8 protein-coding genes are annotated in these 23,997 nt (G+C 73.0%); 5 read left to right on the top strand and 3 right to left on the bottom strand.

Annotated features, from left to right (window positions below; translation table 11 throughout):
• The first annotated feature begins 12 nt into the window (after positions 1–12).
• Genes WMR31_RS15760 through WMR31_RS15770 form a run of 3 tightly spaced genes read left to right on the top strand, consistent with a single transcriptional unit; the run spans position 13 to position 9,873 of the window.
• The gene (locus tag WMR31_RS15760; protein ID WP_340539816.1) at positions 13–4,869 is read left to right on the top strand and encodes a type I polyketide synthase; all 4,857 of its coding nucleotides are present in this window, start codon (positions 13–15) and stop codon (positions 4,867–4,869) included.
• On the top strand, positions 4,866–8,726 hold the full coding sequence (locus WMR31_RS15765; protein WP_340539817.1) for a type I polyketide synthase: 3,861 nt from the start codon (positions 4,866–4,868) through the stop codon (positions 8,724–8,726). The genes WMR31_RS15760 and WMR31_RS15765 overlap by 4 nt, the downstream gene beginning before the upstream one ends.
• Positions 8,713–9,873 (top strand): acyl-CoA dehydrogenase family protein, encoded by a 1,161-nt coding sequence (locus tag WMR31_RS15770; protein WP_340539818.1) that lies wholly within the window; start codon positions 8,713–8,715, stop codon positions 9,871–9,873. Before WMR31_RS15765 ends, WMR31_RS15770 begins: the two co-directional genes overlap by 14 nt.
• Before the next feature lie 28 nt (positions 9,874–9,901).
• Here the strand turns inward: WMR31_RS15770 and WMR31_RS15775 are convergent, their stop codons facing one another.
• The 3 genes from WMR31_RS15775 to WMR31_RS15785 form a co-directional block, all read right to left on the bottom strand.
• Positions 9,902–12,997 carry an AfsR/SARP family transcriptional regulator gene (locus WMR31_RS15775; protein WP_340539819.1) on the bottom strand — a complete coding sequence of 1,032 codons (3,096 nt, stop codon included), beginning with the start codon at positions 12,995–12,997 and terminating at the stop codon, positions 9,902–9,904.
• Between the two features lie 258 nt (positions 12,998–13,255).
• On the bottom strand, positions 13,256–14,011 hold the full coding sequence (locus WMR31_RS15780; RefSeq protein WP_340539820.1) for a 4'-phosphopantetheinyl transferase family protein: 756 nt from the start codon (positions 14,009–14,011) through the stop codon (positions 13,256–13,258).
• Positions 14,012–14,023: 12 nt separating this feature from the next.
• The gene (locus tag WMR31_RS15785) at positions 14,024–14,260 is read right to left on the bottom strand and encodes a hypothetical protein (RefSeq protein WP_340539821.1); all 237 of its coding nucleotides are present in this window, start codon (positions 14,258–14,260) and stop codon (positions 14,024–14,026) included.
• 186 nt (positions 14,261–14,446) lie between these two features.
• On the opposite strand from WMR31_RS15785, the gene WMR31_RS15790 reads away from it, so the two are divergent.
• Positions 14,447–15,466, top strand: a complete 1,020-nt coding sequence (locus WMR31_RS15790) for a helix-turn-helix transcriptional regulator (protein WP_340539822.1) — start codon at positions 14,447–14,449, stop codon at positions 15,464–15,466.
• A 7-nt stretch (positions 15,467–15,473) separates the two neighbouring features.
• The gene (locus WMR31_RS15795; RefSeq protein ID WP_340539823.1) at positions 15,474–23,996 is read left to right on the top strand and encodes a type I polyketide synthase; all 8,523 of its coding nucleotides are present in this window, start codon (positions 15,474–15,476) and stop codon (positions 23,994–23,996) included.
• Position 23,997: the final 1 nt, after the last annotated feature.

Genomic DNA, 23,997 nt, shown 5'->3' on the forward strand with positions numbered 1-23,997 from the left:
AAGGCACACGCGATGGCACGGCGATCAGAGGATGAGGGGGCCACCTCGGGCGCCACCGGTGAACGAGCAGACATCGCGATCGTGGGGATGGCGGGTCGCTTCCCCGGCGCCGGTGACGTCGACGCGTTCTGGGCCAACATCGTGGCCGGCAAGGAGTGCTTCACCACGTTCACCGACGACGACCTGCGGGCCGCCGGCGTGAGCGAGAGCGTGTTCACGGACCCGAACTACGTGCGCTCACGCCCGGTCCTCGATGAGGTGAAGAACTTCGACGCCGGCCTGTTCGGGCTCAGCCCGCGCGAGGCCACCTTCACCGACCCGCAACAGCGGCTGTTCACCGAGTGCGCCTGGTCGGCCCTCGAGATGGCCGGCTACGGCACCTCCGAGCACCGCCCGGAGGTCGGAGTCTTCGCCGGCACCAACCTGAGCACCTACCTGTTCAGCCGGCCTCGCGCGATGCGCCTGGACGGCGGCGACACCGATGGGCTGATGGCCGGCAACGACAAGGACGCCCTGGCCACGAGTGTCGCCTACCGGCTGGACCTGCGCGGGCCCAGCGTCGCCGTCCAGTCGTTCTGCTCGACCTCGCTGGTGGCGGTGCACCTCGCCGCGGGAAGCCTGCGGGCCGGCGAATGCGACCTCGCCATCGCCGGCGGCGTCTCGGTGCGCCTTCCCGACCGGGTCGGCTACACCTATCAGGAGGGGAACCAGGCATCTCCGGACGGGCACGTGCGCACCTTCGACGCCCAAGCCCGCGGCAGCATCTTCGGCGACGGCGTGGCCGTCGTGGTGCTCAAGCGACTCGACCGTGCCCTGGCCGACCGCGACCACGTGCTGGCCGTCATCAGGGGCTCCGCAGTCAACAACGACGGAGCGATGAAGTTCAGCTACCAGGCGCCGAGCATCGAGGGCCAGCGACGCTGCGTGACGGCTGCCTTGGCCGACGCCGGCGTGGACTCCGCCGACGTCTCCTACGTCGAGGCGCACGGCACCGCCACCGAGGTCGGCGATCCGATGGAGGTGGCGGCTCTCACCGCGGCGTTCCGGCAGCAGCAGCGGCGGACCGATCGCGAGCCGTGTCTGCTCGGCTCCGTCAAGCCGAACGTCGGACACCTCGATCGTGCGTCCGGCGTGACGGGGCTCATCAAGGTGGTGCAGTCATTGCGTCACGAGACCATCCCCGGCACCCGGAACTTCGTCTCGCCGAATCCCGAGATCGACTTCGACCGCAGCCCCTTCCGGGTGACCGCGCAGGCCACGTCGTGGCCGCGCGAGGCCGGCCGGACCCGGATCGCCGGGATCAGCTCGCTCGGCATGGGCGGCACCAACGTCCATGCGGTGGTGACCGAGGCGCCGCCGCCGGTCCCTCGCGGTCCGCGCCGTCGCCGGTGGCAGGTTCTCCCCGTCTCGGCTCGCTACGAGGCGGGAGCCGACGCCGCCTGCGAGAACCTTGCCGCGCACCTGCAGGGTGACACTCTGACGCCCGATGCCGACCTCGGAGACGTCGCCCACACGCTGCAGGTGGGAAGGGCCCGCTTCCACCATCGACGGGTCGTCGTCGCCGACAGCGCGGCTTGCGCGGTCGACGGCCTGACCTCGCCCATCGGCCGATTCGCTCGAACCGAGGCCACGGTCGGCCGCAAGGTCGCCTTCTTGTTCGCCGGAGTCGGCGAGCAGTACGCCGGAATGCTGGGCGACCTCTACGCCGGCGACCCCGAGTTCCGAGCCGACGTCGACGAGTGCGTCGCGCTGCTGGGCCTGGCCGGCGTCGACGAGCTGAGCGACGTGTTCACCGGTCGACCGGCACCGGCGGGCAACGACCTGGCCGCCCTGCTGGGACGTGGGTCCGAGCCAGCGGCGGAGCCGGGGCCGCTCGACCATCTGGCCCAGCCCGCCGTGTTCGTCGCCGAGCACGCGCTGGCGCGGCATCTGGAGCGGCTCGGGGTCTCCCCCGACGTCATGGTCGGCTACAGCGTCGGCGAGTACGTCGCTGCGTGCCGGGCCGGGGTGCTGAGCCTGCCCGACGCCTTGCGCCTGGTCTCGAAACGTGCCGAGCTGATCGCCGCCCTGCCCCGTGGCTCGATGCTCGCCGTCGCCGCGGACGAGGCACGTCTCACCGAGATCCTGGGCGAGACCGCGTCGCTCGACGTGGCGGTGAGGACGGGCTCCCAGTTGGTCCTCGCCGGCCCCGACGACGCCGTCTCGGCCGCCGCCGGGACGCTGCAGATGGCGGGCGTCGGGTGCCGGATCCTCAGCACCACCCACGCCTTCCACTCCCACATGCTGCGCCCCGCAGCAGCCGAGCTGACCGCGTGGGTGCGCGACAACATCACCGCCGTCGCGCCTACGCTCCCCTACTACAGCAACGTCACCGGCGAGCTCGTCGACGCCGAGCTCGTCACGGACCCGGGCTACTGGGCCCGGCACATGTGCGAGACCGTCGACTTCGACACCGCGCTGGGGCGCCTGCTGGCCGGCGACCACGCGATCGTCGAGATCGGTCCGGGGCAGTCGCTCGGAGCCCTGGTACGTGCTCACGCTTCGTGCGACCGGGACCGGTGGCCGCTGGTCGTGCCCACGGTGCCCGGCGCCCACCTGCCCGACGACGTCGACCGCGCCCTCACCGAGACCGTGGCGCGGCTGTGGCTGGTCGGGGTCGACGTCGACTGGCGCAGGTTCCACGAGGGGTGGCAGCCGGGCCGCGTCCCGCTGCCCGGCTATCCCTTCGAGCACCGCGAGTACTGGCTGGAGGCCGACCTGCTCACGGCCGAGGAGCCCGCCGAGCTCGACCCGCAGGACCCGACCGGGATCTTCACCTCGCTGCCCCGGCTCGACAGCGACCAGTGGATCAACTGTCCGGTCTGGTCACAGACGACCGCACTCCCGAGCGCGTCAGCCGGGCACCTGCTGATCTTCGCCCGTCCTGGCGAGCACGACGACGTCGTCGCCGCGCTGCGCGCCGGGCTCGACGAGGGCGCCCGTGCGGTCGTGGTGCACCCGGGCGACCTGCCGCTCACCGCCGCGCAGGTCGATGCATCGACCGACGTCCAGCCCGAGGTACTCAGCGTGCGCCCCGGCGTCGTCGACGACCTCACCGTGCTGCTGCGCCAGCTCGAGAGCACCGGCAACACCCCCACCCGCGTCGTCCACCTGTGGGGCCTGGGCACGGCGGCCGCCGGATCAGCCACTGGGTCGACCACCGGGCCACAGGACCGGCTCGAGACGGGGCTGAACCACCTGGTTGCGTTCGCACGCGCCAGCGGCGAGCTCGGCGCCGCCCAGTGGCGTCTCGACATCGTCACCTCGGGCACCCAACGGGTGCTTGCCTCCGACCACATCGATCCTGAGGCGGCGACGCTGCTCGGCCCCGCACGGTTGATCCCGGTCGAGTACCCCGGCACCCGTACCCGGCTCATCGACGTCGACGAGATCGACTCACCCGGCGGCCTGCGGCTGCTGTGCGCCGAGATCTCCGCCGATCCCGCCGACCAGGTGGTGGCGTTGCGCGAAGGGCGGCGCTGGGTCCCGAGCTACCAGGTGCTGCCGCCCGGCGGCGACCCGCCCCCGGTCGCCCGCTTCCGTACCGGGGGCACCTACCTGATCACCGGTGGCCTCGGCGGAATCGGACTGGCCATGGCCGAGCGGATCGCCTCCGACCACGCCGCCCAGGTCGTGCTGCTCGGGCGTACCGCGGCGCCGCCCCGCGCAGCATGGACGGCGATCCTCGACGACCCCGCGACGACCGACGAGGTGCGACGCCGGGTCGAGGGGCTGCGACGAATCGACGCCCTCGGCCACGGGCTGGTCACCATCGCCGGGGACGTGTCCAGCACCGACGACGTGCGGGCCGCGCTGGACGCGGCGACCGCCCGCTTCGGGCGGGTCGACGGCGTCCTGCACTGCGCCGGCGTGCCGGCCGTCGGACTGATGCAGTTCAAGTCGGACGCCGACATGGCGCAGGTCCTGGCCCCGAAGATGGGAGGAGCCCGCGCGATCGCCGAGGCGACGGCGGGTCGCGACCTCGACTTCGTGGTCCTCTTCTCGTCCACCACCTCGGCCACCGGCGGTGGCGCCGGGCAGGTGGACTACTGCGCGGCCAACACCGTCCTGGACGCCTACGCCGTCAGCGACCGGCTCGGCGCGACCCACGTCGTCTCGATCGGGTGGGGCGAATGGACCTGGAACGGGTGGACGGCCGGTCTCGAGCGCTACGACGAAGGCTCCCGGACCTACCTGGAGCGCTACCGCGCAACCTTCGGGATCGACTTCGACGAGGGCTGGCAGGTACTGCAACGCGTGCTGGCCACGGGCGAGCGCCACGTCGTCGTCTCCACCCAGGACTTCCCGACGCTGGTGGCGATGAGCCGCGAGTCGTCGGTGGCCAGCCACCAGGAGATGGTGCGCAAGGTGCGCGGTCAGCTCGGCCGGCATCCGCGGCCCGACCTCGCCACCGCGTTCGTCGCACCGGAGAGCGACGCCGAGCGTGCCGTGGCCGAGGTCTGGGCGGACGCGCTCGGACTCGAGCAGGTCGGCGCCTACGACAACTTCTTCGACCTGGGAGGCAACTCACTGGTGGGCATGGAGATCATCGCCGCAGTCCGAGCCGCGCTCGACCTGGCCTACCTTCCGCCTCACCTGCTCTACCAGGCACCCACGGTCGCCGAGCTCGCCCGAGCGGCGCTCACCGGGCCTGCCGATGCGGCCGCCAACCGCGACACCGTGCCCGACCCCGGATTCGCCGTCTCGACGCCGGGCCCCGACGGCGGTGCCGTCGAGGGTGCCGTCGAGCCGCCCATAGCCGCACCGCTGGCCCACCAGTCCCGAGTCGAGATGCGACGCAGCTCGCTGCGCGCGAGGAGGACCGCATGACCCTCACCCCTGACACCGAGTCGCCCTACGCCTCCGCGGTCGCCATCGTCGGGATGTCGGGGCGCTTCCCCGGGTCCGACGGCGTCGCCGAGTTCTGGCAGCACCTGTGCGCTGGGCAGCCGGGGCTGCGCGAGCTCGACGACCAGTCCCTGCTCGACGCAGGGGCCAGCCCGTCGCAGCTCGCCGACCCCCACTACGTCCGCTGGTCGGGAGCCGTCGCCAACCCCGACCTCTTCGATGCCGCCCTGTTCGGCATCAATCCGCGCGAGGCCGCCCTGATGGACCCGCAGCACCGGATGTTCCTGGAGTGCTCGTGGGAGGCGCTGGAGAGCTCGGGGCACTGCCCGACCGACGCGCCAGGGCAGGTGGGGGTGTTCGCGGGGTGCGGCTTTCCCGACTACATCGCCAAGAACCTGACCCACCTGGCCGGTGAGCCCGGCGTCGCCCTGCAGATGGCGGTCGGCAACGAACGGGACTCCCTCGCATCCCTGGTCTCCTACAAGCTGGGGTTGCGCGGGCCGGCCCTCGGCATCCAGACGTTCTGCTCGACGTCGCTGGTCGCCGTGCACCTGGCCTGCCAGAGCCTGCTCACCTACGAGTGCGACCTGGCGCTGGCCGGCGGCGCCTTCGTGCCGCTGCCGCAGCCCAGCGGATACCTCTACGCCGAGGGCGGCATCCTGTCGCCCGACGGGGTCGTCCGCAGCTTCGATGCCCGCGCCAACGGCACCGTGATGGGCAGCGGTGTCGGGGTCGTCACGCTCAAGCGCGCCGAGGAGGCGATCGCGGACGGTGACGTCATCCACGCCCTCGTCCTCGGCTCCGCGGTCAACAACGACGGTCGTGCCCGAGTCGGATACACCGCGCCCGGAGTCGACGGCGAGAGCGAGGTGATCGAGCAGGCCCTCGGCGTCGCCGGAGTCAAGCCCGAGACCGTGGGCTACGTCGAGTGCCACGCCACCGGCACCTCGCTGGGCGACTCCATCGAGATCGCCGCCCTCAACCGGGTCTTCGGCACGGCCCGTGACGAACCGTGCGTCCTCGGGACGCTGAAGCCATCGATCGGACACCTCGACCGGGCTTCGGGCGTGGCCGGCCTCATCCGCGCCTCGCTGAACCTCAAGCACCGGGTGCTCCCGGGCACCCCGAACTACCGCAGCCCCAACCCGGCCCTCGTGGGAGCCGAGGACCGCTTCGAGGTGCTCACCGCCGATCGCGCGTGGCCGGAGGGGCCGGATCCTCGTCGCGCCGGAGTCAGCTCGTTCGGCCTCGGCGGGACCAACGCGCACGTCGTGCTCGAGGAGGCCCCACCGCCACCGGCACGAACCGGCCGCCCCGGTCCGCACCTGCTCGTGCTGTCGGCGCAGGACGAGGTGGCGCTCGACGAGGCGACCCAGCGGCTACGCGCGCACCTCGCCGCGTCCCCCCACCTCGACCTCGCGGACGTCGCCTTCACCCAGCAGGTCTCGCGCGGCGGCTTCGCGCTGCGTCGCGCGGTAGTCTGTTCCACCGTCGACGACGCCGTCGCCGCCCTTGACGACCCGTCCCGGTGGTTGGGCGGCACCGCGGTGCGGCGCAACCCGACCGTCGTCATCACCCCGAGCCCCCAGCCGACAGCCTGGCTGGCCCAGCTCGCAGGTGCGCTCAGCGCCCCGGGCGTGGATGCTCCCGCGGACGTCGACGCGGCCCAGGTTGCCGGACTGCTCGCGGCCTGGCTCACCGACCGCGGCGTGTCCGCCTCGGTCGACGTCGTCAGCGACTCGACTCATGCACCGCTGCCCCTGTCATTGCACCCCGACGGCCTCGACGTCGCCTCGTGGCTGCAGACGCGGCTCGCCGAGCTCTGGATCACCGGAGTCGCCGCCGACTGGACGCGGGTCCACGCGGGCGAGGGCCGTCGCGTCGAGCTCCCGACCTATCCCTTCCAGCGGCGCCGGCACTGGGTCGAGCCGGTCGACTCGCCGACTGCGGTGCAGCGCGAGGGGAAGACGTTCGACCGCAGCCAGTGGACCTACCTGCCGACCTGGCGACAGGAGCCGGTGCGCCTCGACGACCTCGACACGCGCCTTCGCGAGGCAGGACCCTGGCTGGTGCTCAGCGCCGACGACCTGGGCGACGGCCTCGCCACCCGGCTGCGCCACGCCGGCGCCGAGGTGACGGTGGCTCGCCCGGCTCCCGACGCGCCCGCGACCGTTGCGAAGGGGCACGACGCCGAGGTCCGGGTGGCCGACGCCGGCGACCTCACGGCCGTGCTGCGGTCGATGCCCCAACCGCCCCGAGCGGTGGTCCATGGATTCAGCCTGGCCGATCGCGAGGACGCCGGCCCCGCCGACTTCCACACTCGCCAGGAGAGCGGCTTCCTGTCGGCACTTGCCCTGGCCACCGCGCTCGTCGACACCGCCGCCGGAGCTCCGCGTACCCAGGTCGCGCTCCTCACCTCGGGTGCCGTGCACCTCAGTGGCGGCGACCTGCGTCACCCCGAGCACGCCACCCTGGCCGCGCTCGCCCCCAGCGTGGCCCAGGAGAATCCGCGGGTCCTGGCCCGTCACGTCGACGTGGCGACACGTGGCGACGCCCCGTCCGCGGCCGAGATCGACCTGATTCTCGGCAGCCTCGTGAGCCCGCACCGCGGCCCGGTCGCCATCCGAGGGGAGGACGCCTGGACACGCGCCTACCAGCACCACCCGGTGCCGGAGCCGGACGCCGTAGAAGCCGGCGTGCGCTCGGTGCCCGTCCAGCCGCGGGACCGAGTGCTCATCACCGGTGGACTCGGAGACGTCGGGGTCGTGCTGGCCCGTCACCTCGCGCGACGCCACGGCTGTCGCCTGGTGCTCACCGCCCGCACACCGCTGCCACCACGCGCCGACTGGGACCGGCTGCTCGGCGAGGCGGACGCCGACCCTCGCGCCGTCCGGCACGTCCGCACCGTGCTCGCGCTCGAGGCGGAGGGGATCGATGTCGTCGCGATGACCGCCGACGTCGCCGACCACGACGCGATGCAGCGCGTCGTGGACGTGGCGCGAGAGCGGTTCGGCGGGCTCGACGTGGTGGTCCACGCCGCCGGCGTCCAAGACGGCCGCCACTTCCAGTTCACTCACCAGGTCGACCCCGCCTCCGTGCGGGCCCACTTCGAAGCGAAGGTCGACGGCTTCCACGTCCTCCAGTCCGTGCTCGGCGAGGAGGCACCCGACCGACGTCTCGCGTTCTCGTCACTGGCCGGGGTTCTCGGGGGCATGACGCTCGGCGTGTACGCCGCCGCCAACGCCGCTCTCGACGCCTACGCCCTCACTGCCCGGCAGCACGGCGCGGGCCGCTGGGTCAGCGTCGACTGGGACACCTGGAACGTCGACCCCGATCGGGTCAGTGGCCACAGCGCCAGCATCACCGACTTCGCGATGACGCCGGCCGAGGCTGCCGACACCTTCGAGCGAACCCTCGAGGCCGGCCGCGACGTGGCGCGGCTGGTGATCTCCACAGGTCCGCTCGATCCTCGCGTCGAGCAGTGGGTGGTGTCCGACCTCCACGGCGACGAGGACGTGCACGACGTCGAGCGCCATCCCCGCCCTGCGCTCAGCACGCCCTTCGAGGAACCTGCCGCCGGTACGGAGAGTCGACTCGCCGAGCTCTGGTCAGGAGCGCTGGCCATCTCCCCGGTCGGGGCCCTGGACAACTTCTTCGACCTCGGCGGCCATTCGCTGATAGCCATGGACCTCACTCACCGGATCCGGGCCGCATTCGAGGCCCAGCTGCCGGTCACGGGGCTGCTCGAGTGCCCCACCGTCCGCGAGCTCGGCGCGTTGATCGACTCACTGCTCGCCGTGTCTGACGACCCCGGAGGTGCGACCGATGGTGCAGCCTGACCACGTCAAGGAGGCGCGCGACTACGCCCGTCGCGAGCTCGCCGGCCACGAGCGGCTGCTCGACTCGCTACCCGAGGCCCCTCTCGACGTACACCGACGCTTCAGCGAGACAGGACTCGCGAACTGGTGGCTCCCCAAGGATGTCGGAGGTCCCGGCCACAGCCTGGAGGACGGCGTGCGGATCGTGGCGGAGATCGCTCACGCCGACGCCGGCTCCGCGTTCACGCTGTTCATCCCGATCCTGACGACGAGCATGGTGCAGTGGTACGCCGAGCCCGAGGTGCGTGAGCGATATCTGGGGCGCCTGGCCCGCGAGCACGGCGCCGCCTCGACCCTCGGCAGCGAGCACGAGGCCGGCAGTGAGCTGGCGCGGATTTCCTGCACCGCCCGCCGCGAGGGGGGCGAGTGGGTGGTCAGCGGCGACAAGGCGTTCTCGACCAACACCGCCTTCGCGGACTTCGTGGTCGTCATCGCCCGCGCGCCTGACGAGCCGGCCGGCTACGTCGCCCTGCTCGTGCCGCGCGAGACACCGGGCCTGGTCGTCGAGAAGCGCTGGGACGTGATCGGCCTACGCTCCTCGGCCACCTATCAGGTGGCTCTGTCCGGGTGTCGGGTGCCGGCCGACCACGCCCTGCGCGGCAGCGGCCTACGGCTGCTCGAGGTCGGTCTGAACGCGAGCCGGATCCTGATCGCCGCGACCGCACTCGGCATCGCCCGTCGTGCTCGTGACCTGTGCCTCGACTACGCCCGCACCAAGCAGGTCAAGGGCGCGCCGCTCGCGACCAACGCCGTGTTCGCGAGCCGGCTCGGACAGTTCGAGATGCAGATCGACGTGATGGCCACCCAGTGCCTCGCCGCCGCCCGCGAGTACGACGCCATCTGCGCCGGCGACGATCCAGCCGGCGACTTCATGCGGCTCGGCTGCTTGAAGTCGGCGATCACCACGAAGATGTTCTGCGGACAGGTCGGGTTCCAGTTGGTCGCGCAGGCCAGCGAGATGTTGGGGGGCATCGGGTACACCCACGACTCGGCCGTCGGGAAGCTGCTACGCGACGTTCGCTTCGTCTCGATCGTCGAGGGCGGGGACGACGTGCTGCGCGATCTCGTGTACAGCCGGTTCGTCGTACCCGTCTCGAAACGCAGCTGAGCCCGGATCCAGGCTGAGCCTGAGGCGGTCACGGGCGCGACGACTGCGACGGCTGCGACGACTGCGATGACATGGCCCGCACCTGTGCCAACTGGTGGCGCAGCTGCACCGACACGTCGTCCTCGTGGGAGGCGAGCTGGTCGCTGACGAGGTCGATGTCGCCCGCCAGCGCGTCGATTCCGGGCTCGTCACCCACCTCCGCCAGCAGCAGCAGGGTCTTGGCGTGCCACAACGCCGAACCCAGCCCCGCGAACACCTCGCGGGCTCGGGTCAGCTCGGTGACGGCGGCGCCGACGTTGCCACGCAGCACCTCGAGCTGCCCCAGCTCGAAGGCCGCCCGGCCTTCGATCACCTGGGCCCCGGTCTGGGCGGCCATCTTCTTGGCGTCGCGGAAGGAGGTCTCGGCCATCTCGGTCTGACCACCGCGGAGTCGGGCCTGGCCCAGGAGGTGCAGCAGGTGCGACTCACCGACCCGGTCGCCGAGCTCACGGACGGTCGACAGCGGCCCGCGGAGCATCTGCAGCGCCTGCGTGGTCTGGCCGCTGAGGAGGTGGAGCTCCGCCACGCGCGCCTCGACCTGCGCGACACCGCGCCGGTAGCCCGCCGCCCGGCACAGGGCGAGCGAGTCGGCGAGGAGGGTGCCGGCGAGGTCGTGGTCTCCGACCCGCATCGCCTGCTGGGCCATCACGCGCAGCACGTTGGCCTCGCCGATCGGGTCATCGACCTCGCGCATCTTCTCCAACGCCCGACGGCACTTGTCGTCCATCGCGGCCACGTCGCCCCGCACCCGGTCGACGAGAGCCGCGTTGCGCAGGGTCAGGGCCTCACCGTGTGTGTGCCCGACGGCGGTGAACAACCCCAGCGCCTTCGCGAAGTGGCGCTCGGCCTCGTCGATGTCCTTGATCGCATGGTTAAGCGTGCCCAGCGAGTAGTGCGACGCTGCCAGCCCGACCAGGTTGCCGCGCCGCTCGCACACCTCCGCCGCGAGCTCGGCGGTGTCGCGCCAGTCGTCGTACTGCGCGCGCACCTCGAAGAGGCTCACCATCGACAGGGCGAGGTCCCAGCACACCTCGTCGAGGTCGGACCCGGCCGCCAGCCTGACCATGGCGATGAGGTTGGCCCGCTCGGCCTCGAACCACGCGAGCGGACCCTCCTCGGGGAGGGTGTCGTCGCCGGCGGCCCGATACCTCGGTGCCGACCCGTGCAGGGTGGTGTAGTCGCCCCCGTACTCGGCGCGGTGGGCGCGGTCGGTGCGTTCCAGCCAGGCGCCCAGGAGCCGACGCAAGGCGGCTTCCTGAGCCTCGGGCGAGTCGGTCTCCTTGAGCAGCTCCAGGGCGTAGACACGCACCAGGTCGTGCAGCCGGTAGCGGGGCTCGCCGGCACCGACCGGCTCGAGCAGGTGGGCGTCGAGCAGGATCTCGAGACTCCGTTCGGCGGAGTCGAGGTCCTCATCGCACAGCGCGGCGGCCACCCAGCCCGAGATCTGGGACGTCTGCGCGAGAGCGAGGAGCCGGAACAGCACCTTGGCGTGGCCGGGCAGCGCGCGGAAGCTCGTACCCAGGCTCGAGCGCAGCTCGAGCCCTCGGTGGCTGAACTCGTCGAGGCGCCGCATCTCGTTCTCCATCCGGCGCGTCAGCTCCGCGATGCGCCAGTGGGGGCGTGAGGCCAGCCGCGCTCCCGCGATGCGCAGCGCGAGCGGAAGGCCGCCGGCGTAGGTCACCAGCCGGCTGCCCGCCTCGGGCTCAGCCGCGATCCGGTCGCGGCCACCGATCCGCCCGAGCAGCTCGAGGGAGTGCGCGACGTCGAGGACGTCGAGGGTGAACCACCGGGCACCGGTGAGCAGGTCCAGCCGGGTCCGGGTGGCGACGATGACGGCGCAGGTGCGACTGCCGGGCAGCAGCGGGAGGATCTGCTGCTCGGAGTGCACGCCGTCGAGGATCACCAGGATGCGCTTGCCGGACACGAGACTGCGGAACCGCTCGGCCCGCTCGTCGCGGTCGTCGGGGATCGCCGAGCCGGACAGGCCGAGCGCGCGCAGCAGCCGGGCCAGCAGCACCGTGGTGCGGTCCTCCGCCTCAGGCCCTTGGAGGTCGACGAACAGGTGACCGTCGGGATAGTGCTCGGCCACCTCGTGCGCCACCCGGAGGGCGAGCGCGGACTTGCCGACGCCACCCGGCCCGCAGATGCCGATGATGGGAACCGCGTAGTCGTCCGCGCTCCGCGCCGGGTCTGGCCGCAGCAGCGCGGTGATCTCGGCGATCTGCTCGTCACGCGCGACGAAGTCGGCCTCGGCGCGCGGCAGCTGGCGCGGGCTCACCCACGCGCTGGCCGGCTCTGGCCCGGCCACGGGCACGTCGGGATGCCGGTCGTCGTCGTGGTCTCCGTCGACGATCCCACCCATCAGCGAAGGGTCGTTGCGAAGGATCCTCGCCTCGAGGGCCTGGAGTTGCGGGCCGGGATCGAGCCCCAGCTCGTCGGCCAGCGTGGCCCGAGCCGTCCGCATGACTCCGAGCGCGTCGGAGGTCCGTCCCGAGCGGTAGAGCGCCAGCATCAGCTGGCCGTAGCTGTCCTCTCGCAACCCGTCGCGCTGCACCACCTCCTGCAGGTGACCCACCAGCTCGCGGTGGCGCCCCAGGGCCAGCATCACTCGTGCGTAGTCGTCGGTGGCGCTCAGGTGAGCGTCGTCGAGGGTGGCCGCGCCGCGCTCGACGACCTCGCTCGCGATGCCCTCCAACGCGTTGCCCCGCCACAGCGACAGGGCCTCGCGCAGGGCGGCCGCCGCCTCCGGGCCCGCGTCGCGAGCGGCCTGGCGGCGTCCCTCGGCCACCAAGCGCTCGAATCGCCCGACGTCGAGCGCCTCGACGGGCACCTCGAGCCGGTACCCGGGATGCTGCGTGAGGATCTGCGCCGAGAGCTGGTGGCGAGCGAAGAGCTTGCGCAAGGTCGAGACGCAGCCCTGGATCTGACCCTTCGCCGTGGAGGGGGGCCGCTCGCCCCAGACGGCGTCGATCAGCTCGTCGCCCGAGACAACCCGGTTGGCCCGCAGGGCGAGCAGGGCCAGGACCACGTGCTCACGGTGCCCGCCGATCCGGATCGGGTGCCCCGAGGCGGAGGAGAGCTCCATCGACCCGAGGATCCTGAGGTCCAATGCTTCTCCTCCCGACGTGCTCCGGCGCTCCCCCCGGTCCACCCCGCGCGCGGGGATGACTCCCGGATCCCGGCGAATCGTGACGGGACGCCGGTGTCCCTCGTCGTCGTCATCATCGCCAGCGCCACTGTAACGAGCAACCGGGCCCGTTGGGCGTGTCCTGATGGTCGCGCACTCGCGTCGTTCTCAAACGTCTTTCGCACGACGAACTGGTGAACCCATCGTCCACGTGCCTCAGGAAGAGCCAGCCAGCGCCGCGCGTAGACCGCCGGCGGTGTCGCTGACCACCTCGACGGGGCCAGGGGCGAGCATGCAGAGAGCCGCGGCGTAGCCCTCCGGCGACGCGAGGTCGACCAAGGCCCAGTCCTCCCCGCGTCCGCGGTACCCGCGCAGCCTCGCGGACTCCCGCGGCGAGGACACGACGACCTCCGCGGGCGGGACGCGCAGTCCGGCGCCGGTCGCCTTCAGCACGGCCTCCTTGCGGCACCAGTACCGGTAGAAGTCGCGTGGGCTCAAGCAGCGCTCGGAGGCGTGCAGGGCCACCGACGCCAGCCCGGTGGTGTCACGAGCCTCCATCCGTTCGACGTCGACCCCGATCGGCGCCCGCGTCGTCGCGGCGAGCACCACCGCATCCTCGGAGTGGGAGAGGGAGAGATGCAGCCCGGTGCCGGGGATCGCCGGCTTGCCGTGGGGCCTGCCGCACGAGCAGCGGCGCTCCACCCGCACTCGTCCGGGTGCGCGACCCAGGTGCATGCCCGCGCACCATCGGATCATCGCCACACCCACCGTGAACCGGTCCCGGTCGGCGGGCAGGGCCAGCGCGCGCCTGCGTTCGTGCTCGCCCACCGACAGCAGGTCGAGCAGGTCACCTCGGGGGTCGCCGACCCCGTCGAGGTCGCGCAGGTCGGCGAACCACACCCGGCAGCCGGCCCCAAGGGCACGCTCGCCGAGGTGGCGTGGAGGAACGGCGTTACCGCCGGAGGCGGCCACGGGCTGGTGCGTTCACGACTGCGAGGTGGCGGATCCCACGGAGCCACCGCGCAGGTCCCAGGGCGAGTCCCCTGCCTGGGCCGGGGCGACACTCACGGCGAAGGCAGCCAGGACGCAGAGGACGGCGAGAACGCCGGCGACCACGGCTACGGCGACCGCGAGGAGACGCAGATTCACCGTCTGACTCGCGGTCTGGCTCGCGGTCTGACTCGCGGCGTGACTCGTGGCGAGGTGCGTGTCGAGGTTCATGCGAACTCCTGAGGGATCGAGTGCGGGGAGGCGAGGAACCACAGGTAAGCCCTCGGCGCTCTCGGATCGCCCCTCCTTCTCTCTTGGATCCCTCTCGTCGCCCGACAGCGGTCGCGCACCGGTCCGAGAGCGGCTCCTGACCTACTTGGCCTGGACCTGATCGGCAACCAGACAGGAGGACGCAGCATGGCTACCACAGCACTGCAGTCAGTCCCGACACCGCTCGACCCGGCGATGCCGTCGGTCGACGAGGGGACCCTCGCCGACGTCTATCGCTATGCCGTCGCACGCGGGGAGATCACCGACCAGGATGACGTCGCCCGATGCCTGGACCTGCCGACCGCGTGCGTGGCGCTGGTGGTGGAGCAGCTGATGCACCAGCGACTGCTCACGCCCTCCCCGGAATCGCCGGACCGCCTGGTCCCGGTCGAGCCGGCGGTCGCGGCCGCCATCCAGGTCTCGCCGATGGAGCGTGAGATCTGCGACCGGCGCGGACGGATCGCCCTGGTCCGGCAACGGGCGGCCCGGCTCCAGGCCGAGTTCGAGTCCGCGCGGCAGGTGGGGCCGGGATCTCGTGACCGGGTCGAGCGCCTGGCGGGCCCGGCCCTGGTACAAGGACACCTCGAGGTGATGGCCTCGGCCTGTGAGCGGGACGTGCTCGTGGTGCAGACCGGCGACGGCGACGATCTGGACGGCCTGCTCGACCTGTGCTCACGGTCGCTTCCGGACAGCGTCGAGGTCCGCATCGTGTGCCAGCACCGCAGTCGGGCGGACCTGGCAACCCGAGCCCGGCTCCGGGCACTGACCGACCTGGGCGCGAAGGTCCGCACCCTGGCCCAGGTGCCGCACCGCGCGATCGTGTTCGACGGCGCGTCCGCGGTCCTCTTCGGTGAGGGCGGCTCGGCCGTGGTCCTGAAGGACGACCCCGCGCTCGTGGGGTTCACGGTGCAGGTGCTCGAGCAGCAATGGGATGCCGCCGTGACCGCCGACCTGCTCGACGTCGGCTACGCGGGCGCGACCGACGACCTGCGCCGAAGCCTGATGGCGCTGATGGGGCAGGGGCACACCGACGAGGTGGTCGCTCGCAAGCTCGGCCTCTCCGTACGCACCTGCCGTCGTCACATCGCCTCGTTGATGCAGGAGCTCGGGGCCGTGAGCCGCTTCCAGGCGGGCCTGCTCGCCGGGCGATCCGGCGCCGAGGAGTGACGTGGAGATGACAGCCCTCCAAGATCCGGTCGCCGTCGTCGGGATCGCGTGCCGGTTGCCAGGTGCCGACGGCCCTGACGAGCTGTGGCGCCTGCTCGACGCGGGAACGGCGGCCATCACCGACGCTCCGACCGACCGGTGGCCCACCAGTGCGGGTGCCACCACCCCGCGCTGGCGCGGCGGCTTCATCGACTCGCCCGCCGGCTTCGACGCAGAGCTGTTCGGGATCGAGGCCGACGAGGCCGCAGCCATGGATCCGCAGCACCGGCTGGCCATGGAGCTGGCCTGGCACGCCCTCGAGGACGCGCGAACGACCACAGAGCGGCTGCGCGGCCGACCGGTCGGGGTGTTCACCGCCGGCATCGGCCAGGAGTACCCCACGCTCGTCGACCGCCTCCTCGCGGCGGTGCCGGGCCAGTCCCCGTACAGCCAGCCCCCGTACAGCCAGCACACGTACACGGGCCTGCAGCGTTCGATGATGGCCAACCGCCTGTCCTACGTGCTCGGACTGCGCGGGCCGAGCCTCACCGTCGACTCCGGTCAGTCCTCGGCGCTCGTCGCGGTGCACCTGGCGTGCGAGAGCCTGCGCTCGGGCGAGAGCGAGCTCGCGATCGTCGCCGGGGTCAACCTGATGCTCCTCGATGAGACGACGCGGGCCATCTCCGAGTTCGGCGCGCTCTCGCCCGACGGGCACTGCCACGTCCTCGATGCCCGCGCCAACGGCTACGTCCGCGGGGAGGGTGGCGTCGCCCTCGTCCTCAAGCCGCTCGACCAGGCGCTGACCGACGGTGACCCGGTGCGCTGCGTCATCCGCGGCAGCGCCGTCAACAACGACGGCGGCGGGGCGGCGCTGACCTCGCCGACCGTCGAGGCGCAGCGGGCGGTCATCCTCCGTGCCCTCGATCACGCCGGCCTCGGCCCCGACGACGTCGACTACGTCGAGCTCCACGGAACGGGCACGCGGGTCGGTGATCCGGTCGAGGCAGCGGCGCTCGGCGCCGCGATCGGACGACTTCGCACCGGATCGGCTCTGGCGGTGGGCTCGGTGAAGACCAACGTCGGGCACCTCGAGGGCGCCGCCGGGCTCGTGGGCCTGCTGAAGGCAGGCCTCTGTCTCGAGCACGGCGCGCTCGTCGCATCGGTCGGGTACGAACAGCCGCACCCCGACATCCAGCTGGAGGCGGCCGGGATCCGCGTGGTCACCGCCACCGAGAGATGGGACTCCCCTGGACGCCACGCCGGCGTCAGCTCGTTCGGCATGGGCGGCACCAACGCCCACGTGGTCCTCGGCGCGGCACCCGCGCCGGCGCCCCCTCCCGAGCCGACAGCACCGTTCCCGCCCTCGGTGCCGTGGGTCGTCTCGGCTGCCGGCGGTGCCGCACTGCGGGCACAGGCGGCCCGGGTGCTCGAGCCGGGCACGCGCGACCCGGACGGCGTCGCCCAGGCCCTCCTGCGCACCCGGATCCTGCTCCCCTACCGCGCGGTCTGCCTCGGCGACCGCGCGAGCGCGCTGGCCGCGGTGGCCGCCGGCGGGGCGCATCCCGACGCCATCGTGGGCCAGGCGCGCGCCGGCACCACCGCCCTGGTGTTCCCGGGGCAGGGCTCCCAGTGGGATGGCATGGCCACCGAGCTCCTGGACACGTGCCCGCCCTTCCGGCACCGCGTCGAGGAGTGCGCGCAGGCCCTGGACGGGCTGGTCGACTTCTCGGTCCTCGACGTCTTGTCCCAGACCGACTACGCCGCGTCACTCGACCGGGTCGACGTCGTGCAGCCGGTGCTGTGGACGATGCTGGTCGCCCTGGCCGAGGTGTGGCGCGCGGCAGGACTACGCCCGGCCGTGGTGCTCGGGCACTCGCAGGGCGAGATCGCTGCCGCCACAGCCGCCGGGGCCCTGTCCCTGGCCGACGGCGCGCGGGTGGTGGCCCTTCGCAGCCGAGCTCTCGCCCGGATCGCTGGGACCGGCGGCATGTTGTCGGTGCAGGCCGGCGAGCAGGTCGTCGAGGCCGCCATCGCCGACCATGCCCCGGGTGCCACGATCGCCGCGCTCAACTCGCCCTCGGCCTGCGTGGTCTCCGGCTCCGCCGCAGAGCTGGCCGAGCTGCAGGGCCAGCTGACCGTCGCCGGCTACCGCGCCCGGCTGGTCGAGGTGAACTACCCCTCCCACTCAGCAGCCGTCGAGCCACTGCGCGCCGAGATCCTCGATGCCCTGGCCGAGATCCGTCCCCGCCCCGCCGAGGTCACCGTCGTCTCGTCGGTGACCGGCACCGTGATCGACCCCACCACGATGAACGCGGACTACTGGTTCGAGGGCCTGCGCAGGCCGGTGCGTTTCGGGGCCGCCGTCCGCGCCGCCGCCCTCACCGGTGCGCGCCTGTTCGTCGAGGCCAGCCCGCACCCGGTGGTGTGCCCGGCGATCGAGGAGACGATCCAGGACGCCGGCGTCGACGCCGTCGCGGTGCCGACGTTGCGCCGAGGCCAGGGCGGGCCGGTCCAGCTCGAGCGGGCACGGGCCCATGCCTTCGTGTCAGGGGCCCCGATCAGCTGGCCGACGGCGACGGCGCCCCCCCTCCGCACGCTGCCCTCGCTCCCTCCGTACCCGCTGCAGCGGGTGCGGCACTGGGTGGGCGAGCGGTCCGCGGACGTCCAGTCCGCGGCCGCGGTGCGCCCGCGCACCTCCGCCGACTGGCTGGACCTCGTCCTGAGCACCGTGGGCGCGGTCCTCGACCGGCCGCTGTCGCCCGAGCAAGCCTCCGAGGCGTTCCGCGACCTGGGCGTCGATTCCGCGGGCGCCCTCGAGATCCGCAACCGGCTCCAGATGACGTGCGGCCTGGCGCTGCCCGCCGGACTCCTCTTCGAGCGCCCCTCGCCGGGGCTGCTGGCCGAGCATCTCCACCTCGGGCACACGCCGGGCGGTCCCGTCGCCGCACCACCGGACACCGTCGCTACCGCGGAGACTCGCGCGGGCATCTCGCAGTCCGGGTCGGGGACCACCGAGCCGATCGCCGTCGTCGGCATGGCCTGCCGCTTCCCCGGTGGGGTCGACTCCCCCGAGGACCTCTGGCGCCTCGTCGACACCGGCGGCGACGCCGTCGGCGAGTTCCCGCTCGACCGGGGCTGGGACCTGGAGTCCCTGTTCTCGCAGGAGGCCTCCGCCGAGGGTCGGAGCGCGACCCGCTTCGGTGGCTTCCTGCGTGACGTGGCGGCCTTCGACGCCCCGTTCTTCGGCATCAGTCCCCGCGAGGCGATGGCGATGGACCCCCAGCAGCGATTGTTGCTGACGGTCGCGTGGGAGGCCCTCGAACGAGGCGGCATCGACCCCGCCGGCCTGCGTGGCACACCCACCGGCGTCTTCGCCGGCGCGATGGCGCAGGCCTACGGACCGCGCATGCACGAGCCCGCAGGCGACAGCGGCGGCCACCTCCTGACGGGCTCGGCCCTCAGCGTCGTCTCGGGCCGGCTGGCCTACACCCTCGGCCTCGAGGGCCCCGCCCTCACCGTCGACACGGCGTGCTCGTCGTCGCTGGTCTCCCTGCACCTCGCGGTGCAGTCCCTGCGACGCGGGGAGTGCTCGCTGGCCCTGGCCGGCGGCGTCACCGTGATGACGACACCGGGCATGTTCATCGAGTTCAGTCGCCAGTCGGGGCTCTCGGTCGACGGCCGGTGCAAGGCCTTCTCGGCCGACGCCGACGGCACCGGCTGGTCCGAAGGCGCGGGTGTCGTCGTCCTCATGCGCCTCACCGACGCAGTGCGCGCCGGTCGGGAGGTGCTCGCGGTGATCCGCGGGAGCGCCGTCAACCAGGACGGCCGCAGCAACGGCCTGACCGCGCCCAACGGCGCCGCGCAGGAGCGGGTCATCCGCCAGGCGCTCGCCGACGCCGGCCTCGACGCAGAGGACGTCAGCGCGGTCGAGGCCCACGGCACCGGCACCTCGCTCGGCGACCCGATCGAGGCCGAGGCGGTGCGACGGACCTACGGGGCGGCCCACGACCCTGGCAACCCGGTATGGCTCGGCTCGTTGAAGTCGAACCTCGGACACACCCAGGCCGCGGCCGGGGTCGGCAGCCTCATCAAGATGGTCGAGGCGCTGCGTCACGGCACCCTCCCGCGCACCCTGCACGCCGAGATCCCCTCCCCCCACATCGACTGGTCCGACGGCACCGTCCGGCTGCTCGACTCTCCGGTGCCGCTCGACGCCGAGGCGCCCGGCCCGTCACGGGTGGGCATCTCCGGGTTCGGGATCAGCGGGACCAATGCCCACCTGGTGCTCGAGCAGGCCCCGACCTCCCCCGACGGCGCCACCGACGCCGCCCCCGACAGCTTCACCGGGTCGGAGGCGATCCAGCCCGTGGCGGCGGCCGAGGACGCCCCCACGGTCTGGGTGTTCAGCGCGCGCTCGGCGGCCGGACTGATCGACTATGCGCTACGGCTGCGTGAGCACGCCGTCACGGCCGACCTGACGGTGACCTCACGCACCCTGGCCCGACGCTCCCGGCTCGAGCACCGCGTCGTCGTCGTGGCGCACGACCGGACGGACCTGCTCGAGGCTCTCGACGCCGTAGCGGAGGGCAGACCCCATCCGGCGGTGATCGCGGGCACGGCCCTGGCCGAGGTCCAGCCTGTCCTGCTCTTCCCCGGTCAGGGGACCCAGTGGGTCGGGATGGCGCGCGACCTGCTCGACCAGAGCCAGGTCTTCTGGGACGCCATGTGCGAGGTCGACGGGACGCTCGGCTCCCACATCGACTGGTCGGTGCTCGACGTCGTCCGCGACGAGGCCGGCGCTCCGGCCCTGGACACGGCCGAGGTCATCCAGCCCACCCTGTTCGCCGTCATGTACTCGCTCGCCGCCCTGTGGCGCTCGGTGGGCGTCGCCCCCGCGGCCGTCATCGGGCACTCGCAGGGCGAGATCGCCGCCGCCTGCGTCGCCGGGGCGGTCTCCCTGACCGACGCCGCCCGGCTCGTCGTCCGGCGCAGCCGAGTGCTGGGGGGCCTGGCGGGAGTGGGCGGCATGGTCACGGTGCCCCTCACCGCGGACGAGGCGACCGAGTTGATCTCGCCGTGGTCCGACCGGCTCTGGGTCGCGATCCACAGCTCACCACACGACTCGGTGGTCGGTGGCGACCTCGAGGCCCTCGACGCCCTCGAGCGCGCCCACGGGGACCGGCTGCCCCTGCGCCGCGTTGCCATCGGCTATGCCGCCCACACGCCCCACATCGACCGGGTCGAGGACGACATCCGCGCCGCCGTCGCCGAGGTGACCCCGCAGGCGGCCTCGGTCCCCATCGTCTCCTCGGTCACCGGAACCGCGATCGACCCGCTCGACCTGGGGCCCGAGTACTGGTGGCGCGGCCTGCGCGAGCCCGTGCTCTTCACCGAGGCCGTGGCCAGCGCGAGCGCCACTGTGGCCCGTCCGCTGTTCATCGAGGCCAGCCCGCACCCCGCGCTCACCGCCCACGCCGAGGAGACCCTCCACGTCCTGGGTAGGTCCGGCTCCGCCGTCGCGTCGCTGCGGCGGGGGGCCGGCGGCTGGAAGCAGTTCGTGCGCAGCGTGGCGGCGGCGTTCACCGCTGGCGCCCCGGTCGACTGGACCCAGGTGTCGGGTACCGGCCCGAGCTCGTGCGCGGTGCCGACCTATCCCTTCCAGAACGGCCACTACTGGCTGCCCGCCACCGATCCCGGGCTCCGGCTGCGGGGCGTCGACGAGGTGGACCACCCGCTCTTCGGGGCGCTGCTGGCCCGTGGCGACGGTGGGCGCACGCTGACCGCGCGGCTCAGCGCCGCCACCCCCGGGTGGCTCGCCGACCACGTCGTCGCCGGGGTGACCCTCGTGCCTGGCGCGGCGTTCGTCGAGATGGCCGTGGCGGCAGCCCACGACTCGGGCTGCACCGAGATCGGCGACCTCGTCGTCCTCGAACCGCTGGTCCTGCCCGCAGAGGGCGGCGTCCAGGTGCAGGTCACGGTGGGCGAGCCGGACGACGACGGGCGACGCGACCTGACCCTGTTCGCGCGGGACGAGGGCGACCCGCGACGGCCGTGGACACGCCACGTGGTCGGCTCCTGCGAGCCCGTCACCGCCGAGCAGGGGAGCCTCGGGACCGACGCGACCGACCCGTCGGGGGCCGAGATCCCCCTCGACACCCTCCACGACGACCTCCGGCTCCTCGGGTACGACTACGGACCCGCATTCCGGGGGCTCCTGCGGGCGTGGCACACCGACGACGGATATGTCGCCGACGTGGTCGTGGACGACGCCACGGGGTCCACCGGCGGCTACACCCTGCACCCCGGCCTCCTCGACGCCGTCCTGCACCCGTTGGTGCTCGAGTCGGCGACCGCCGACGAGCTGGTCGTGCCCTTCGAGTGGCGAGGCGTGCGTGCCTTCCAGTCCGGTCACGCCGCGGCCCGAGCCCGGGTCACCCGGCTCGGGCCGGACCGGATCGGCATCGAGCTCTTCGACGCCGCCGGCGCTCCGGTGGCCTCGGTCGATGAGCTCGTGCTGCGCCGGGTCAGCCGGGCCGTGCTCGGCTCCGCGGCCGGTGCCGAGGATGCGCCCGCCCCGGATCCTGAGCTCCACGCCCTGACGTGGGCCGACGGCCCCGACGCCGCAAGCGACCTGACCGGCGCCGAGTGGGCGCTGGTCGGCGACGCGGACCACCTGGCACAGAGCCTCGCGGCGACCGCGGTGAGGCTGCGGCAGTTCTACGACCTGGCCTCGGTCGCCGATCAGAGTCCCGACGGCATGCCCGAGCTCGTCGTGCTGGCCCCTCCCGGCACCCATCCAGACGACGAGGACGACGACGCCGGACGGGCCCGGTCTGCGTGCATGCACGCCCTCGAGGCGATCCAGGCGTGGTTGGCTGACGAGCGCTTCGCCGAGAGCCGACTCGTCGTCGTCACCACGACGACGGACGCCAGCTGGGGCCTGGTCCGCTCGGCGCAGGCCGAGCACCCCGGCCGCTTCGTCCTGGCCTGCCTCGACGACGAGTTCAGCGGGTGGGCCGACCTGGCCCAGGCCGTCGCCACCGGCGAGGACCAGCTTCTCGGGTCCGGTGACGGCGTGCGCGTGGCGCGTCTTCAGCCCCTGACCCCGGCCTCCGTCTCCGACGGGCAGGTCGATGCCGTCACGACCTCCGACCCGGACCCGTCAGCCGGCCTCGATCCCGGGCGCACGGTCGTCATCACCGGCGGCACGGGCGGCCTGGGAGCGCTGGTCGCCGAGCACCTCGTCGTCCGTCATGGAGCCCGTCACCTCCTCCTGCTCTCGCGCACCGGCAACCGCGCGGAGGGTGCCGGGCCGCTCGTGGCGCGGCTCGAGGAGCTCGGTGCCGACGTGGTGGTCCGCGCCGTCGACGTGACGCACCGCCGTGGACTGGCCGCCGCGCTCGCGGACGTCGATCCGGCCCACCCGATCGGAGTCGTCGTCCACGCCGCGGGTGAGCACCGAGACTCTCCCGTCGACCGGCTCACCGTCGAGGACCTCGAGGCCGCTCTCGCCGCGAAGCTCGACGGCGCCGTCCACCTGCACGAACTGACCCGCGATCTCGACCTGGAGGCCTTCGTGCTCTTCTCGTCGGTGGCCGGCGCGGTCGGCACCGCGGGCCAGGCGAACTACGCCGCCGCCAACGCCGCTCTCGACGCGCTCTCGCGCCGACGGGTGTCGCAGGGCCTGGTCTCCACCTCCATCGCCTGGGGGCTGTGGGAGGTACCGGCGTCGATGGCCGGCTCCCTCGAGCCTGCCGACCTGGCCCGGCTCGCACGCCGGGGCATCGGCTCGCTGGCGCCCGAGCAGGCGCTCGCCCTTCTCGACGAGTGTCTGCGTCTCCGCCCCACCGAGGCTGTCGCCGCCGCGTGGAGCCACGCGGCGGCACCGGTGGCATCGGTGCTGCGCGACGTCGTCGCGGTCCCCGGGGGCCGAGCCGCGCCACCCGGAACCACCTCCCGTCGAGACCAGACCCGGCCCGTCCGACTCCCGTCGGCGGCACCTGTCACCACGACGTCCGCGTCCTCCGCGGGCGCGTCCGCGGGTACCTCCGCAGGCGCCGCACCGTTGGCCACGATCCTGGCCGGGCTCAGCCGAGACGAGGCCGAGGCCGAGGTCCTCGCCCTCGTGCAGCGCGAGGTGAGCGCCGTGCTCGGCTACAACGACCCGTCCCTGGTCTCGGCCGAGCAGGAGTTCGTCGACCTCGGGCTCGACTCGCTGACCGTCGTCGACCTGCGGAACCGGCTGACCGCCGTCACCGGGCTCCGGCTCCCCGCGACGCTCGCCTTCGACCACCCCACCGTCCTGGCCCTGCGCGACCACCTCGTCGGGTCGCTGGTGCCGGAGGCCTCCGCACCCCGGCTCGAGCTCGGCGAGGCCCTCGAAGCCGCCGCACGGCTGGCCGCCGCCGATCCCACCGTGCTCGAGGAGGTGCGCGCCCTGCTGCAGGACTCTCTGCGGAACCTCGGGACGAGCCCGGATGCGGCCGCCCGGACCTCGGCGATCGAGGCCGCATCCGACAGCGAGCTGTTCGAGTTCCTGGACAACAGATGAG

Origin of the sequence: Nocardioides epinepheli (assembly GCF_037936805.1) — a bacterium.
GTDB lineage: Bacteria > Actinomycetota > Actinomycetes > Propionibacteriales > Nocardioidaceae > Nocardioides.